The sequence below is a fragment of the Flagellimonas alginilytica genome (assembly GCF_042134605.1).
GTDB classification, from domain to species: Bacteria; Bacteroidota; Bacteroidia; order Flavobacteriales; family Flavobacteriaceae; genus Flagellimonas; species Flagellimonas alginolytica.
This window is the reverse complement of sequence record NZ_CP169638.1, coordinates 2705001-2721483: the sequence shown is the minus strand read 5'-3', so window position 1 is coordinate 2721483 and position 16483 is coordinate 2705001. Positions and strand designations below refer to the sequence as shown.

14 protein-coding genes (1 of these 14 running past the window's edge) are annotated in these 16483 nt (G+C 39.8%); 11 read left to right on the top strand and 3 right to left on the bottom strand.

What is annotated here, in order from left to right; genetic code table 11:
• Positions 1-24: 24 nt before the first annotated feature.
• The 4 genes from ABTP35_RS12135 (at position 25) to ABTP35_RS12120 (ending at position 5652) form a co-directional block, all read left to right on the top strand.
• A complete protein-coding gene (locus ABTP35_RS12135; RefSeq protein ID WP_293296013.1) occupies positions 25-2478 on the top strand; it encodes a M14 family metallopeptidase in 2454 nt (817 codons plus the stop codon).
• 225 nt (positions 2479-2703) lie between these two features.
• Entirely contained in the window at positions 2704-3897 is a 1194-nt protein-coding gene (locus tag ABTP35_RS12130) for a carboxypeptidase-like regulatory domain-containing protein (protein ID WP_375334231.1), read from the top strand.
• Positions 3898-3957: 60 nt separating this feature from the next.
• The gene (locus ABTP35_RS12125; RefSeq protein WP_293296017.1) at positions 3958-5013 is read left to right on the top strand and encodes an LD-carboxypeptidase; all 1056 of its coding nucleotides are present in this window, start codon (positions 3958-3960) and stop codon (positions 5011-5013) included.
• A gap of 123 nt (positions 5014-5136) precedes the next feature.
• Entirely contained in the window at positions 5137-5652 is a 516-nt protein-coding gene (locus tag ABTP35_RS12120; protein WP_293296019.1) for a porin family protein, read from the top strand.
• A gap of 58 nt (positions 5653-5710) precedes the next feature.
• On the opposite strand, the gene rocD is transcribed toward ABTP35_RS12120, so the two are convergent.
• Positions 5711-6991 (bottom strand): ornithine--oxo-acid transaminase, encoded by a 1281-nt coding sequence (gene rocD, locus ABTP35_RS12115; protein ID WP_293296021.1) that lies wholly within the window; start codon positions 6989-6991, stop codon positions 5711-5713.
• A gap of 236 nt (positions 6992-7227) precedes the next feature.
• Here rocD and rlmD point away from each other — a divergent pair, with 236 nt between their 5' ends.
• Genes rlmD through ABTP35_RS12095 form a run of 4 tightly spaced genes read left to right on the top strand, consistent with a single transcriptional unit; the run spans position 7228 to position 10268 of the window.
• The gene (gene rlmD / locus ABTP35_RS12110; RefSeq protein WP_293296023.1) at positions 7228-8640 is read left to right on the top strand and encodes a 23S rRNA (uracil(1939)-C(5))-methyltransferase RlmD; all 1413 of its coding nucleotides are present in this window, start codon (positions 7228-7230) and stop codon (positions 8638-8640) included.
• A gap of 30 nt (positions 8641-8670) precedes the next feature.
• Positions 8671-9189: a DUF6452 family protein gene (locus ABTP35_RS12105; protein WP_224836458.1), complete on the top strand. Its 519-nt coding sequence runs from the start codon at positions 8671-8673 to the stop codon at positions 9187-9189.
• Positions 9170-9934: a DUF6048 family protein gene (locus ABTP35_RS12100; protein WP_293296025.1), complete on the top strand. Its 765-nt coding sequence runs from the start codon at positions 9170-9172 to the stop codon at positions 9932-9934. The genes ABTP35_RS12105 and ABTP35_RS12100 overlap by 20 nt, the downstream gene beginning before the upstream one ends.
• The gene (locus tag ABTP35_RS12095) at positions 9927-10268 is read left to right on the top strand and encodes a VOC family protein (protein ID WP_252080124.1); all 342 of its coding nucleotides are present in this window, start codon (positions 9927-9929) and stop codon (positions 10266-10268) included. The genes ABTP35_RS12100 and ABTP35_RS12095 overlap by 8 nt, the downstream gene beginning before the upstream one ends.
• A gap of 91 nt (positions 10269-10359) precedes the next feature.
• Here the strand turns inward: ABTP35_RS12095 and ABTP35_RS12090 are convergent, their stop codons facing one another.
• On the bottom strand, positions 10360-11520 hold the full coding sequence (locus ABTP35_RS12090) for a class I SAM-dependent RNA methyltransferase (RefSeq protein ID WP_375334230.1): 1161 nt from the start codon (positions 11518-11520) through the stop codon (positions 10360-10362).
• A gap of 56 nt (positions 11521-11576) precedes the next feature.
• Here ABTP35_RS12090 and ABTP35_RS12085 point away from each other — a divergent pair, with 56 nt between their 5' ends.
• The 3 genes from ABTP35_RS12085 to ABTP35_RS12075 all read left to right on the top strand — a co-directional run bounded on the left by ABTP35_RS12085 (position 11577) and on the right by ABTP35_RS12075 (position 15862).
• On the top strand, positions 11577-12263 hold the full coding sequence (locus tag ABTP35_RS12085; protein WP_224836454.1) for a ZIP family metal transporter: 687 nt from the start codon (positions 11577-11579) through the stop codon (positions 12261-12263).
• A gap of 123 nt (positions 12264-12386) precedes the next feature.
• Positions 12387-14144: an Ig-like domain-containing protein gene (locus tag ABTP35_RS12080; RefSeq protein WP_293296031.1), complete on the top strand. Its 1758-nt coding sequence runs from the start codon at positions 12387-12389 to the stop codon at positions 14142-14144.
• 41 nt (positions 14145-14185) lie between these two features.
• Positions 14186-15862: an Ig-like domain-containing protein gene (locus tag ABTP35_RS12075; RefSeq protein ID WP_293296033.1), complete on the top strand. Its 1677-nt coding sequence runs from the start codon at positions 14186-14188 to the stop codon at positions 15860-15862.
• A gap of 5 nt (positions 15863-15867) precedes the next feature.
• Here the strand turns inward: ABTP35_RS12075 and ABTP35_RS12070 are convergent, their stop codons facing one another.
• A protein-coding gene (locus tag ABTP35_RS12070; RefSeq protein ID WP_293296035.1) for a hemolysin III family protein crosses the window boundary here: on the bottom strand, positions 15868-16483 show its 3' portion. The gene runs 23 nt beyond the window's last position; 616 of the gene's 639 nt are visible here — the last part of the coding sequence; its start codon lies off the right edge, out of view — the gene reads right to left on this strand; the stop codon is at positions 15868-15870.

Below are 16483 nucleotides of genomic sequence, written 5' to 3'. Positions count from 1 at the left end.
TTGAGAGAACTAATTAACCCAAACATGACCCGATTTTTATTTTCTCTCCTTCTTTTAGTATCCATTTCGGTTTCCGCACAGCAATTAAAGTCTCCATCAGAATTTTTGGGGTACGAACTTGGAACCCAGTTTACCCGCCATCACGAAGTGGTGGATTACTACGAGTACTTGGCCGAATCGGAACCGGACCGAGTCAAGCTCACAGTATATGGAAAAACCAACGAACGTAGGCCCCTTATTTTGGCTTATGTGTCCTCTGCGGAAAACATTTCCAACTTGGAAACCATTAGAAAAGAACATTTAAAAAATACAGAAGGTTCGGGAAATTCGTCCAAAGCCATTGTTTGGTTGAGCTATAATGTTCATGGCAATGAAAGTGTGAGTACCGAAGCCTCCATGAAGACGATTTATGAGCTTTTAACAAAAAAAAGCAATTATTTGGAAAACACAGTGGTTATTATGGACCCCTGTATTAACCCAGATGGCCGCGACAGATACACCAACTGGTACAACCAATATAAAAACACCCCTTTCCAAGTAGATCCCAACAGCAAGGAACACCACGAAGGTTGGTGGAGTGGACGCAGTAACCACTATATGTTCGACCTTAACCGTGATTGGGCCTGGCTTACCCAAGTAGAGAGCCAGCAGCGATTAAAAATGTTCAACCAATGGTTGCCCCATGTTCATGTGGATTTTCACGAACAAGGCGTAAATAGTCCGTATTATTTTGCACCAGCAGCAGAACCCTACCATGAGGTAATTACCGATTTCCAACGTGATTTTCAGACGACCATAGGCAGAAACCACGCCAAATACTTTGATGCCAATGGTTGGTTCTATTTTACCAAAGAAGTATTTGATCTATTATATCCAAGCTATGGCGACACCTACCCCATGTACAACGGTTCTATTGGGATGACTTACGAACAAGGTGGAAGTGGAAGGGCCGGACTTGGAATTGTCACCGCAATTGGCGACACCCTTACCCTAAAGGACAGAATTGCGCACCACCACACCACGGGACTATCCACCATTGAGGTTTCTTCTCAAAATGCAGAGAAACTAAACCAAGAATTCAAAAAGTTCTATCAAAACAAGGATTTTAAGTATAAAAGTTATGTACTAAAAGGAGACAAGGACAAGCTTGAAGCCCTTAAATCCCTTTTGGACAAACACGAAATCGAATATGGCAATGTTTCCAGTGGTTCCTACAAAGGGCACCATTACAAAACGGGAAGAAGCGGAAACATGGCCATCAAAAACAATGGCATGGTAGTTTCCACAAATCAACCCAAAGGTACCATGGTAAAAGTATTGTTCGAGCCCGATGCCAAATTATCGGATTCGCTCACCTACGATATTACGGCATGGTCCCTACCCTATGCATATGGATTGGACGCAATTGCCTCCACCTCATTGGTCTCCGGCAATACGGCAAGCGATGTGGTTCAGAACGCAACAATAGGAGCTCCTGCCAATGCCTACGCTTATCTTTTTGATTGGAACAGTATGAAAGATGCACGGTTCTTGTCCGCTTTGTTAAAAAAGGGCATCCGAGTACGAAAAGCCGACCACCCCTTCAGTTTGGAAGGCAAGTCTTTTGATAGGGGAACTTTGATCGTTACTAAAGGAGACAATCAGCATGATTCAAATTTTCAGGCATCCATGTCGGACATCATCACCGACTATCAAAAACCATACACAGCCGCTTCAACTGGCTTTGTTGATTCTGGAAAAGATTTTGGTTCGTCGTATGTTCAAATGATCACCAAACCAAAGGTTGCAGTATTGTCCGGCGGTCCGACCTCAACCTTGCGTTTTGGGGAAATATGGCACTTTTTTGAGCAACAGCTGCATTACCCGCTTACCGTTCTGGATGATGAATATGCCAACCGAGTGGATCTGGACGAATATAGTATCCTGATCTTGCCCGATGGACGCTACGGCAACCATTTTAGTGAGGACCAACTATCCAAACTTAAAAACTGGGTCCGCAACGGAGGAAAGATCATTGCCATGGGTGGCTCCATAGATGCGCTAGATGGTGATAAGGGATTTGGTGTAACCAAGAAAAAGTTTGAGAAAGACTCAAGCGAAAATGAACCACAACCCTACAAAGATTGGGAAAGAGAGCGAATGAAAGGAGCCATTACCGGAGCAATTTTTAAAACCAAAGTGGACAATTCCAATCCATTGGCGTATGGCTATGGGTCCGAATACTTTTCTTTAAAATTGGGAAGCAGTGCATACGAATATCTCGATGGAGGAAATGCGGTTTATTTGGAAAAAAATACAGATCCGTTTTCTGGCTTTGCCGGAATAGAAGCGCAGCAAAAAATTTCAGAAACCTTGATTTATGGCGTAGAAAATTATGGCCGTGGACAAGTAATTTATATGGTGGACAATCCGTTGTTCCGAGGATTCTGGGAAAATGGAAAGCTATTTTTTGCCAATGCCCTCTTCATGGTAGACTAGGCTAAGTTTTTTGCCTGCTTGGAACATCCACATACAGGGACAAAAACTATGTGAGCATATCTTTAAAATTTTGTATTTTTAATACAAAAGAAGATAGCTATGCCGTTAAAACCATCGAATCTCGCAATACGCAAGAAAATCAGCGCTTTCTTGTGCTCCGCATTTTGTACACTGGCACTCTTGGCCCCATTGGTTTCTTTTGCTTTCCAAGAGAACCAACAAACCATGGAATTTAACCAGTACAGTGGAGAGGTTAAGGACCAATCCAGTAATAAATCGTTGGTTTTTGCAACACTGGCCATAGAGGGCACCAACATAAGCACCATAACCAATACGGAGGGAAATTTCCTTTTAAAAGTTCCCAAAGAGTTCATCCATAAAAATGTGGTGATTTCGTTCTTGGGGTATAAAACCAAAAAAGTACCGATTGCCGATCTGGCGCCAGAAAAAAATGAAATCTCCCTCGAAATTTCGGTTACCCAGCTTTCGGAAATCAACATTAATGCCCCAAAAGACGCCCTGGCCCTTATAAAAGAAACACTTAAAAACCGTGACAACCGATATTTTGATGACCCCACCTTAATGACAGCTTTTTATAGGGAAACCATAAAACGAAGAAGAAGAAATGTTTCTTTGGCTGAAGCTGTGGTCAATATTTATAAAACCCCATACAGTTCTTTTAAAGAAGACGCCGTTGAACTCTTTAAAGCCAGAAAAAGTACGGATTACAGTAAACTGGACACCGTGGCACTAAAATTACAAGGTGGGCCATACAACACATTATATGTGGATATGATGAAATATCCCCAATATATCTTTTCGGAAGAAGCACTGTCCAACTACAAGTTTACATTTGATCGCTCCACAAGAATAAATGACAAAGTGATCTATGTGATCCGATTTGACCAGCACCCAGGAATCTCCGAGCCCCTTTACCAGGGTGAACTTTACATAGATGTTGAAAACAAAGTACTTACAAGTGCAATTTTTTCTTTGAATATTACAGACCGGAACAAAGCTGCCCAACTATTTGTGCGCAGAAAACCGGCAAAAGTCGATGTTTGGCCCACTGAGGTCTCCTATCGTGTGGACTATCGCGAAAAAGATGGCAAATGGTACTATGGCTATGGTAGCGTTTTTATGGAATTTAAAGTAGACTGGGAAGACAAGTGGTTTAATTCCATGTACAGTATGATGGCGGAAATGGCCATTACCGATTGGGAAAATAACCTAACGGGGAAAACGCCAAGGTACCGTGAAAGAATTAAAAAATCAATTATACTCAGTGATGAGGCCTCGGGCTTTTCCGATCCAAATTTTTGGGGAGAATATAATATTATAGAACCCGAAAAATCCATTGAATCCGCCATTAGGAAAATACAGCGACAATTACGCAGGGCTGAAAGAAACAGCGAGTAATTGTTACATTTCTTCCAAAATTTCTTCATTTTTGTTAAAACATAGCATAACCCATTCAAAATGTCCAAACGAAGAAACTTTTTAAAGTCCGTAACAGCATTAGGAGCCGTTTCGTTTCTGCCCCAAACGAGTTGGGCAAGTGAGCCCAGATCAACTACTGTATTGCCCAAAATAAAACCCAAAAAACTAAAAATTGGCGATACCATCGGGCTTGTTGCTCCAGGTTTTGCGGTGAAACCCGAAAAACTTTACCTTACATTGGAAGTCTTGGAGAAAATGGGTTTCAAGACTTTTTACACTGAAAGAATCAAAGGTAACCATGGTTATTTTAGCGACACCGATGAAGAACGTGCCAACGATGTAAACGAAATGTTTGCCAACCCGGACGTGGATGCCATACTTTGCGCAAGGGGCGGCTATGGTTGCACTCGAATCTTGGATATGTTGGATTACGACCTTATCCGCAACAATCCAAAAATTTTAATCGGTTTTAGTGATATTACGGCCTTGATCAATACCATTTACAACAAAACAGGCCTTGTATGTTTTCACGGCCCTGTCGGAACCACGATCGATGACGAATACAGCCAAAATTACATGAAAAAGGTCCTAATGGAACCACAGGAGGTCCTACCTATAAAAAATGCCATTCTAAAAGACCCAAAACAATATCGCAACAGCGAATATTACCGATACACGATAACCAATGGAACGGCAGAAGGAGATCTTGTGGGCGGAAGCTTATCGTTGGTCGCTGCCATGATCGGCACACCTTACGAAATAGACTTTACCGACAAACTTGTTTTTCTGGAAGATGTAGAGGAAGCTCCATACCGAATGGACCGAATGCTGACCCAGCTCACACAAGTGGATTCCTTTTTAAAGGCCAAAGGCATTGTTTTTGGAGTTTGTAATGGCTGCGACCGTAAAAGAACCACGGACAATTTTACACTCAGGGAAGTAATAATGGATAGAATCGCACCTTTGGGCATACCTGCAGCCTATGGTCTGAGTTTTGGCCATGTACCACAAAATTTCACATTGCCCATTGGCACCAAAGCCTACTTTAACGCATCCAAAAAGCAAATTCGTTTGGAAGAAATAGCGGTATCCTAAATAGTTAGTACTCAATATTTAAAAATAGTTCCTTTCAAATTTTGGATTAATTCCATAACAAATGGGCGTTAACGATGGTTAAGATTTCTATCTTTACGCCTTAACTATAATCATTAATTAAACATGAAAAAACTATTATTAGTTGCAATTGCCGTACTTGGATTTACTTATGCATCCCAAGCTCAAGAAGTTAGGTTTGGTGCTACAGCTGGCTACCTTAACGCCAGAGGGAGTGTTAAAGTAGATGGGATTACCGTATCCGATTCTAATTCCGGATTTTATTTGGGTGCAGTAGCTGATTTCGAAATTTCTGAAAATTTCAATATTCAGCCCGAACTTCTTTATGCCAACGTTGATGAAGCTGATGGCATCATTCTTCCTATTCTAGGTAAATTTGCAATCTCTGAAAAATTCAATATTCAAGCAGGACCACAATTGGTTTTCTCTCTTGAGGACACTCCGGACGATTTCAGCAGTGTTGAATTTGATCTAGCCGGTGGTATCGGATATGATATTGATGAAGACTTTTTTCTGGAAGCCAGATATACGTTTCAAATCAATAATTCCTATACGGGAAGTGAAGACATCAAGGTTAGAGGAAATTACCTGACCATTGGAGTTGGATACAAGTTTTTATAAAATTATTTCCTATCTATAAAAAGGGCGGTGAAATCACCGCCCTTTTTTATTTGTCTAGTTATTTAGAAAACTCTTTTAGTGTTTTGATAATAATGGAAACACAGTCCAACAACTGTTCTCTGTTCATAACCAAAGGCGGTGCAAACCGGATAATGTTTCCATGGGTCGGTTTGGCCAACAGCCCATTTTCCTTTAGGGCCATACAAATATCCCACGCCGTGGAGCTCTCCTCGGTATCGTTGATCACAATAGCATTAAGCAATCCCCTGCCCCTAACTTTGACCACCAAATCGCAAGTTGGGATAAATTTGTTCAACTCTTCCCGGAACAATTCCCCCAATTCATCAGCATTTTGTGCTAAACCCTCTTCTTTCACCACCTCTAAGGCCGCCATACTCACTGCTGCCGCAACAGGGTTGCCACCAAAAGTACTTCCATGGCTTCCCGGAGTGATTACTTCCATAATGCCATCATTGGCCAAAACCGCGGAAACAGGATAAACACCACCCGATAGGGCCTTGCCCAAAATCAAAACATCTGGTTTAACTTCTGGTGTGTCGCTACAATTCTTATCCGAACAGGAGCAATTACCACATGTTGCCAACAATCTGCCAGTCCTGGCAATACCTGTCTGCACTTCATCAGCAATAAAAAGAACATTGTGTTTTTCACAAAGTGCCTTGGCCCCCTTTAAATATCCTTCGGATGGCACATAAACCCCTGCCTCCCCTTGTATAGGCTCCACTAAAAAGCCCGCAACATTGGGATTGTTTTCCAATGCTTGTTCCAGTGCGGATAAGTTGTCATATTCAATCTTGATGAACCCTTCTGTGTACGGACCGTAGTCGTTACGGGCCACCTCGTCGTTGGAAAATGAGATGATCGTTGTGGTTCTTCCGTGAAAATTGTTCTCGCAAACAACAATGGTTGCTTGGTTTTCCGGGATACCTTTCTTCTGGTATGCCCATCTTCTACAAATTTTTAAGGCAGTCTCCACAGCTTCCGCTCCAGTGTTCATTGGCAATAGCTTTTCAAAACCAAAGGTTTCTGTCGCATATTTTTCGTATTTCCCCAACATATCGTTGTAAAATGCCCTGGATGTCAAGGTCAATGTTTTTGCCTGATCCACCATGGCCCCAACAATTTTGGGGTGACAGTGCCCTTGGTTTACGGCAGAGTATGCAGAAAGGAAATCGTAATATTTTTTCCCTTCAACATCCCACACATATACACCATCCCCTTTGCTCAATACCACTGGAAGGGGGTGATAATTGTGTGCCCCGTACTTGTTTTCCAAATCTATCGCTTGCTGCGATGTTAAATGCTCTAAAACAGCCATTTCATTAAATGATTAAAATTGATAAAATAACCATTCCTACTGTACCTTTATTCTTTCGAAGTCTCGAAAAAGCAGCGTGGGAGAGAAATCATCCCTGAGAGTTGGTGCAAAATACAAATTATTGGGCAAAACTCTGCTTGGACATTAGGTTGTCCATTTCTGGTTACTCCAAAAGTTTACCTGCAATTTAAGATACAGTGTTCTGTGAAATTCCAAAAAGGGCTTACTTTTGCGACATGCGTAAAAATAGAAGGAGAAAAACGTTTGAAAACGTAGAGGTAGTAGATGCGGGAGCAAAAGGAAAATCGGTAGGCAAAGCCCCGGACGGACGGGTGATTTTCCTTACCAATGCGGTTCCCGGAGATGTGGTGGACGTGATGACGACCAAGAAACGAAAAGCCTATTTTGAGGGAGTTGCCACCAATTTCCGCACCCTATCCGATAAAAGAACAGAACCTGTTTGCCAGCATTTCGGTACTTGTGGAGGCTGTAAATGGCAACACATGGGCTACGAACATCAGCTGTTTTTTAAACAAAAGGAGGTAGAGAACAACCTAAAGCGCATAGGGAATTTGGAACTCCCCCTATCATCGCCAATATTGGGCTCCAAAGAGCAATATTTTTATCGCAATAAAATGGAATTCTCATTTTCCGATAGTCGTTGGTTGACCCAAGAAGAAATCAGTTCCGACAATGAAATCGAAAATAGAAATGCTTTGGGATTCCATATTCCGGGCATGTGGGACAAGATTCTGGATATTAAAAAATGTCATTTACAACGAGATCCGTCCAATGCCATTCGGTTGGAGGCGAAGAATTTTGCCAATGCCCATGGTCTAGAATTTTTTAATCCAAGAAAACAGCAAGGCCTTTTAAGAACATTAATGATCAGAACATCATCTACAGGTGAAATAATGGTTCTTGTTCAGTTTTTCCAGGAAGATAAAGCAAACATAGTATTATTGCTCGATCACTTAAAGGATAAGTTTCCGGAAATTACTTCGCTTCAATACGTAATCAATTCCAAAGGCAACGACACTATTTATGACCAAGAAGTGATCTGCTATGCGGGCCGAGATCATATTTTTGAGGAAATGGAAGGCCTACAATTTAAGATCAATGCCAAGTCATTTTATCAGACCAACTCGGAGCAAGCATACGAACTCTATAAAGTTACAAGGGATTTTGCTGGATTAACAGGTAATGAACTAGTTTACGATTTATATACCGGAACTGGGACCATTGCACAGTTTGTTGCCAAAAATGCAAAAAAAGTAGTCGGTGTGGAATCCGTACCAGAGGCTATTGAAGACGCCAAGGCAAACGCCCTGCACAATAATATAACCAATGTGGATTTCTTTGTGGGCGATATGAAGAATGTGTTCAACGATGATTTTATTGCAGCACACGGGCAACCTGATGTGATCATAACCGACCCTCCTCGTGACGGTATGCATAAACAAGTGGTGGAACAGCTATTGAATGTGGCACCATTAAAAATTGTATACGTAAGCTGTAATAGCGCAACCCAAGCACGTGATCTGGCTCTAATGAAAGAACAGTATGCCGTCACACAAGTGCAGCCAGTTGATATGTTCCCGCAGACACACCACGTTGAAAATGTTGTACTTTTGGAAAAACGGATTTAGCACCAGAATTAAAATCCATTGAAAACCGGAATGAAGAAAATAATCCCCATCCTGCTTATTGCATCTTTGCTCTTCTATGTTTCCTCGTGTGAAAAGGACGATATCTGTGTAGAAGGTGATACCCCTTTGTTGGTCATTGGTTTTTTTGATGCTGAAGATACCACCGAAGCAAAACAAGTAACATCCATTCGAATAAAAAACATCGATATAGACAGTATATTGGATAACGACAGTTTTAACGACAGATCGGATTCACCCGACTCCCTATCGGTACCTTTAAGAAGTACCGCCGTTACCACAATGTACCAACTCATCTCCAATTCCGATGACGATGCGGAAACCGAATTGGAAACGGGAAATATAGATACTTTAACAATCACCTATGAACTTAGTGAGGCTTTTGTTTCCCGAGCATGTGGCTTTGTGGTGAACTATAACAATATTGAGGTTAGCTTGACCGAGGACAGCGACAACTGGGTCCAGGATATCAGCGTTGTACAACCGAACGTAGAAAATACAGATAACATCCATGTTAAAATATTGCATTAGTATTTTTATTGGTCTATTGCCATTTTTATCACTGGCCCAAAGTGAAACGATAGATCTATCGCAAAAGGACACCGTACAGTACAAAGACCCCTATGGCCTCCGTGTAGGTGTGGACCTGAGCAAATTGGTGCTATCTTTTGTTGATGAGGATTACACCGGATTGGAACTGGTCGGAGATTTTAGGCTTACCCGCAAATTGTATCTGGCCGCAGAAATAGGGAACGAAACCAAAAGACAAGACGAAAACCTGAACAATACACTACTCTACGATTACGAAACATCTGGAAGTTATATTAAAGCAGGAATCGACATAAATACTTACGACAACTGGTACGGCATGAACAATGCCATTACCATAGGAGGTCGTGTGGCCTTTTCAAGTTTCAGTCAAACTTTGAACGATTATAGTCTATACGAGACCGATCAATTTTTTAATCCAGAATTTTTGCCCGGAGAAAATCCCAATCGAGAGTTTGATGGGCTTTCCGCCACGTGGTTGGAGTTTGTTGCCGGCGCAAAAGTTGAACTGTTCGCCAATATTTTTGTAGGTATGAGTGCCCGTATGGGGTTTTTAATAACCAATACAGAAAATGAAGAGTTTCCCAATCTATGGATCCCTGGGTTTAACAAAGTTACAGAAGGCAGTAATTTTGGGGTAAGTTACAACTATTCCATTTCCTACTTTATCCCATTGTACAAAAAGGCCAAACAAAAAAAGGCACAAAAAAAACAATCGGATGAATAAGGTCCAAATCGATTATGTGGAGTTTAAAGCCTTGGATTTGGTAAAGACCAAGACTTTTTACAAAGATACTTTGGGTTGGCAGTTTACCGATTATGGCCCCAGTTACACGTCGTTCTCCGAAAGTGGAATTTCAGGTGGTTTTGAACTTACGGACCAACCTATAATCAATGGCGCATTGATCGTGCTTTACCATGAGGATTTGGAAACCATCCAAAATAAGATTACTGCGGCAGGCGGCACCATCTCCAAAGAGATATTTGAATTCCCGGGTGGGAGAAGATTCCATTTTTTCGATCCATCGGGCAACGAACTTGCGATTTGGTCCGACCAGTGACCTTATCAACCACACCTTGCGAACATTATGACAGACTCGTTCAATTAAAAAAACAGAAACAAATCAGAATACTATACCCATGGGCACTTTATTAGGTAGTTTGTTTTTTGGCTTTTTTGCTCCCCTCGTAAATTTCATACTTAACCAATCGGGCCTCCAATTTACCGTTAAATGTTTTTATCTTTCTTGATGGTTTTAGACCTACATGTTTTAATGCCTCCATATTTGAGGTAATCAACCACGCTTCGGTTCCTGCGTATACCTGTTTTAGGGTATCCCCTATTTTTCCGTAGAAAATTTCCATTTCAATGGGTAACCGTTCCCCATAAGGGGGATTAAAAACCATGTGCAGTTTTCCTTCTACAGGTTTATCCTCCCTAAAAAAGTCTTTACGGTTTACACTTATATACTCGGTTAAATTGGCATGATCTACATTCTCTTGGGTTTTTCGAACAGCTGAAGGAGCTTTGTCATACCCTATTATTTTATGATGGAATTCCCTCACCTTTTTTAAGCTTGCATCAACAATTTTGTCGTGAAGCTCGGCATCATAATCCTTCCAGTTCATAAAAGCATAGGATTCCCGATTAATGTTTGCGGGAATATTACAAGCGATCATCGCCGCCTCGATCAAAAATGTACCACTCCCGCACATAGGGTCAAAAAAATCCGTTTGACCGTCCCATCCACTTTGCAAGAGCAAGCCTGCGGCCAAAACCTCGTTGATTGGTGCAATGTTCGTTGAAATCCGATACCCTCGCTGATGCAGGGAACTACCAGAACTATCCAAGGATACCGTACATATATTTTTATAAATGTGTATGTTGATCCTAATATCGGGGTCCTGGGTCTTCACATTGGGGCGATCCTGCATTATATCCCTAAACTTGTCCACGATGGCATCCTTGGTCTTTAAAGAAACAAACATGGTATTATCAAAAACAGGAGAGTTCGCAATACTATCTATCGCAAATGTTTTTCCTATATCAAAAATACTTGGCCAATCCAGTTCGTAAATATTCCTATAAAGGTCCTTTTCGTTGAAAACACGAAAGGTTTTTATAGGCTTAAATACTTTCAGGGCGGTTCTAAGGCACAAGTTGGCCTTGTACATAAAACCCATATCCCCTTCAAAAGTTACGTTCCTTACCCCTTCTTCCACATTGCCCGCACCAAGGTTACGAAGTTCCTTGGCCAATATCGGTTCGAATCCGTAGAGGGTTTTGGCCATCATTTTAAAATTTCCCGACATACTATCTTAAAAACTTTACGCAAAAATAGGCTATTTTTGCTCCCTTAATCGACCGTATGGATTTTCCTTCCATTATTATTTATGTAGTTCCAATGTTAGCGGTTTGGGCCAGTTTTGGGTTTGTTTGGTTTACAAGACCAAAGAATAACGACAACATAAAGCTATTGCTGGCATTTAGTGGCGCATTTCTATTGGCCCTGACTTTTTTTGAACTTCTTCCCGAAGTATATGTTGGGCACGATCCAAAGACCATTGCGTTCTTTATTTTGGGCGGTATTTTACTACAGATATTCTTGGAGTTTTTTTCGAAAGGGGCGGAACATGGTCATGTACATCTTCATGTAAAAAAAAATAAGTTCCCCGTTCTATTGTTCATTAGCCTGTCCGTACACGCTTTGGTAGAGGGCGTTCCCATATACGGAAACGATTCTATTTTATATGGAATTATAATACATAAGATCCCGATTGCCGTTATACTCAGCATATTTTTACTTAACTCCAAAATAAAGCTGTCCACTACATTGATGTTTATCGGGGCCTTTTCCTTAATGACACCGCTGGGGAGCTATTTGTCCACCACACCTTGGGTCGAACGGTACGGTTACCTGTTCAACTCACTTGCTATTGGGGTCTTTTTTCATATTTCCACCATTATTTTATTTGAAAGTGCCCAAGGACATGCATTCAACCTTCGTAAACTAGTGGTGATAATCTTGGGAATAGGGATAGCTTATTTGGTTTAAACTCCAAAAAACAATACTACAAGAGGTCAAAATCCTTTTACCGATTTTTCTTACTTTTTGAGGTGACAAACAAAGGTTTTAATTTTAAAAAGAATTATATTTCCTGTCAACTAAACTAACTTCATGCATTTTTTAAGACCTGCTGTACTCTTATTTACAGCTATTTCCCTACTCTGTTCCTGTTCCTCAGATTCTGAAGAACAATCAATTGTTACGGATAATATTGCCCCTACACTGGATTTTACCATTTCAGGAACCTCGAGTGGTTCCGAACCCATTGTGGTAAGCAACCAAATGGAAATCAATATTAATGCACAAGATGCGAAGGGTATCTCAAAAGTGGAAGCCTTTATCGACGATGAAAAGGTGGGCGAAGATAACACCGCACCCTTCACTATTGTGGTTGATCTATCGGGCTATGCTACTAAATCCTTGACAGCTAAATCACAAAATTACATATTGCGTGTTGATGCTACGGATACCTCTGGCAATACAGCGTCCAAAGAACAACACATTATCATAGAGTCAACAACACAACTGATAACAATTAATTTTCCAGAACAAGGCGACAATCCAGAGCTAGTGGACTTTTACATATTTGCCTCTCGTATGACCGGAGAACTATTAGGCATTGAAAAATTGGAAACAGGTCAAAGAACCGTTACAATTAGTACGACCATGGATATTACGGAAGACGAAGAGTATATGTTGACCTTCGCCCAAAAATTTGCGGCTTACAATGGTGAAACCAATCAGTTGGCTACTATCCAGAATATAAAAGGTTCTATCCTAAATGAAATAAACATTAATAATTATCCTATATTCTCATCTAACTTTTTTGACCGTGTAAGTCCCGAAGAATTCCCTATTGAAGGTTTTTGGGATGAAAATACCACGGAGACCATCGCAATAGGTGCCCAAGGATTTGATTATAGCATAGGGGGCAACAATTGTAGTTGCAATTATTCAAATACAAACAACAAAATATCAGTGGGAAGATATGAGAGTTATGACAACCAATTTGCGACGGATAACATTTATTTCCACATGGTCAATACTGATCAGAACACTGCCCAGTATGCGTTTTTTAAAAAAAACATGTTAGAAGAAGGGTTTAAACTATCGCCCGACCTGTTTTCTTCTGAAGGTATGACATTGGAAAGCTTTGAATATCCAAATCTTGATACTTCTATATCCAAAGATCCAAGTCTAAAAATCTTTGTTTATGAAGATACCGTTGATTATTCGAATAATATCTTTCACGCCATATACCCATACACGTTTAATATAGATATCGAATCTGAATATAACTTTTGGTTGGACAATAATTTCAATAACTACATTACGGAACTAACATACCTTAATTATAAAATAGACCATACTGGCAAACCAAATAAAACCTACAATGGAAGCAATTGGACATTGAGCCACACTTTTCAAGAAAACACTTTCTCTATAGACAAAAACACAAATAATCAAGATTTTGTCGGAAGGTTAAGTATTTCAGATTCATTTTCTCCAAAAAGTAGCGGTCAACAAACCGTATTGGATGGCAACAATGCTACCTACAGATGGCATATTCTTTTTGATAGCCAAAACAATTCAACAGTTCCTCTACCTACACTCCCGGAAGAACTTGAGGAGTGGATATTTATCGACAAATACAATAATCAAACTTTTGAAAGTATCGAAAACAAAGACCAGAGACAGGTTGAAGTAATTAAATATGAGGGTCTTACTTCTTACGATGAGTACCTACAAAAAGTAATTCAAAATAATGTAAAATGGTATCTGGTTTCTCCGGAAAGAGAGTCCATTTATGACAACCCTAGCCCTTGGAAAGAGAATTATTTCTATCCCAATCATTTTTTATTTGATTAATTCATAGACTGCCTACTAAACTTCTATTATAACATAGTGTCATGAAAAAAATAATAAGTATCAATCGATTCGTTTTAATGGGCATCGCCTTAACTGCCTTGCTTTCTTGCTCCTCTGAATCCGGTGGCACCACACCTGAACCTGACACAGTAGCTCCAACACTGGATTTTACCATTTCAGGAACCTCGAGTGGTTCCGAACCTATTGTGGTAAGCAACCAAATGGAAATCAATATTAATGCACAAGATGAGAAAGGTATAGCAAAAGTGGAAGCCTTTATCGACGATGTAAAGGTGGGTGAGGATAACACCGCACCCTTCACTATTGTGGTTGATCTATCGGGCTATGCTGCTAAATCCTTGACAGCTAAATCGCAAAATTACATATTGCGTGTTGATGCTACGGATACCTCTGGCAATATAGCGTCCAAAGAGCAAATGATTACCATTATCAATGAGACCCCCTTGATTACCATAAATATTCCGGAGGATTTTTATAACCCCAATTGGGCAAGAATGTATGTTTTTGCTTCTGCCCCCGATGGCAAATTAGTTGATTCTAAAAGAATTTTTCAGGACAGCCGGGAAGTTATTCTACGAACAAGCTCAGACCAAATTTTTACTCAAGAATACTCATTGACTTTTGCCAAATATACATCAGGTACATATGGCAATACTACTCAATTTTCAACTTTGCAAAATTTAAATTCATCCAATCTTGTAACATTGAATTTAAAAACCGAACCTAGATTTGAAAATGGGCCAAGAAACCCATATTTGTTTCCTATGGAAGGATTTGACCCTGATGATGTTTTCAATTCTACCGCATATGGTTTTGGTTACTCTGGAGGACTAAATACATTGAATCAACAACTTGTACTAGATCGTAGAAAAAATGTAACAAATCAAGTAAATACAGATAAAATTTACTTGTGGCTGAAAAACGAGACTTTGGACGAGTATACCTATACTATTCTAGATTGGGATTTACCAATTGATTTTTCATTGGACTATAGCTTATTTAATCAAGAAGATATTGAACGTAGGTTTTATCAAACATCACTGGGATCAGGGCAATATACTTCTTCAATAAACATCTATGGATATTTCAATGAAAGTGATTTTGAAAACAATGTTTTTCATAATATCAATAACTCAGCCTATGGATTTCTACCATCACAAGGAGGCGCATATTACTTTAATACAAGTATTTACAAAACTCGATATGAATTTACAATGAAGGATTATCATACCGCAAGAAATGGGGAACCATTGACAATATTCAATGATTTGGATTGGACAATTGACTTTTCTGTTAATTCAAAAGAAATCAATTTGATGAAAACAGGGAATGGCCATAGTGTTGGTAAAATATATCTTCATACTGATGGGCCACAATTAGTGAACGGTCTTAACATCAGCTTTGACTGGAACATCGTTTTTGATAGTCAAACTACTGAAAAAATAATCCTACCTGAAATACCTGACGAAATTCAAACATGGGGCTTTTATGATCTATATCAAAATAACAACTTTAAAATTGGACAGGTAGAGATTAGAAGATATAATGATCTCCCCACTTATAAAGATTATTTACAGGAAATAATTAAGAACAATAATTACCCCTATACCGTTAGCTCGACAATGGAATCCAAATATAAACGGGGTGATGGTTTGGAAGGTTATTACTTTAAAGTATCAGACTTTTTAATTGATTAACCTTACTAATGCTCCAAAGTAGTAAAGATTAACCACCAGTGACTAATAGCTCCACCCAGCACAAAAAAATGCCATATTAAATGATTATATGGTATTTTTTTTACGGCATAAAACACGATTCCAATAGTATAAAATGCTCCCCCTAAGGCAAGGTAGATTAATCCTTTTGAGGACATGTGCGCCAATAAATATGGTAAATCAATTACGATAAGCCACCCCATTACACCATAGAGTACAAGCGAAAAGGCCTCGAACCGACCTGTGAAAAATATTTTAAGAACTGTTCCGAATATAGCTATAGCCCATACTAAGTAAAACAATAACCATCCTTTGGATGGCAACAAAATTGACAGACATACAGGCGTATATGTTCCTGCAATCAAATAATAAATACTGATGTGATCCAGGGCTCTAAGTTTCTTCTTGATTTTTGGATTCTCTACCGCATGATAGATGGTAGAAGCAAAAAACAATAGTATTAAGGAGATTACATAAGCAATTATACTACCTTTCATATAAGGATTGCTTTCTACTTCATTTTGAAAAAGAAGTATTCCTCCTACTACTGCCAGTACTATACCGAAAGCATGGGAATAGGCATTTAATTTTTCTTCAAGTACA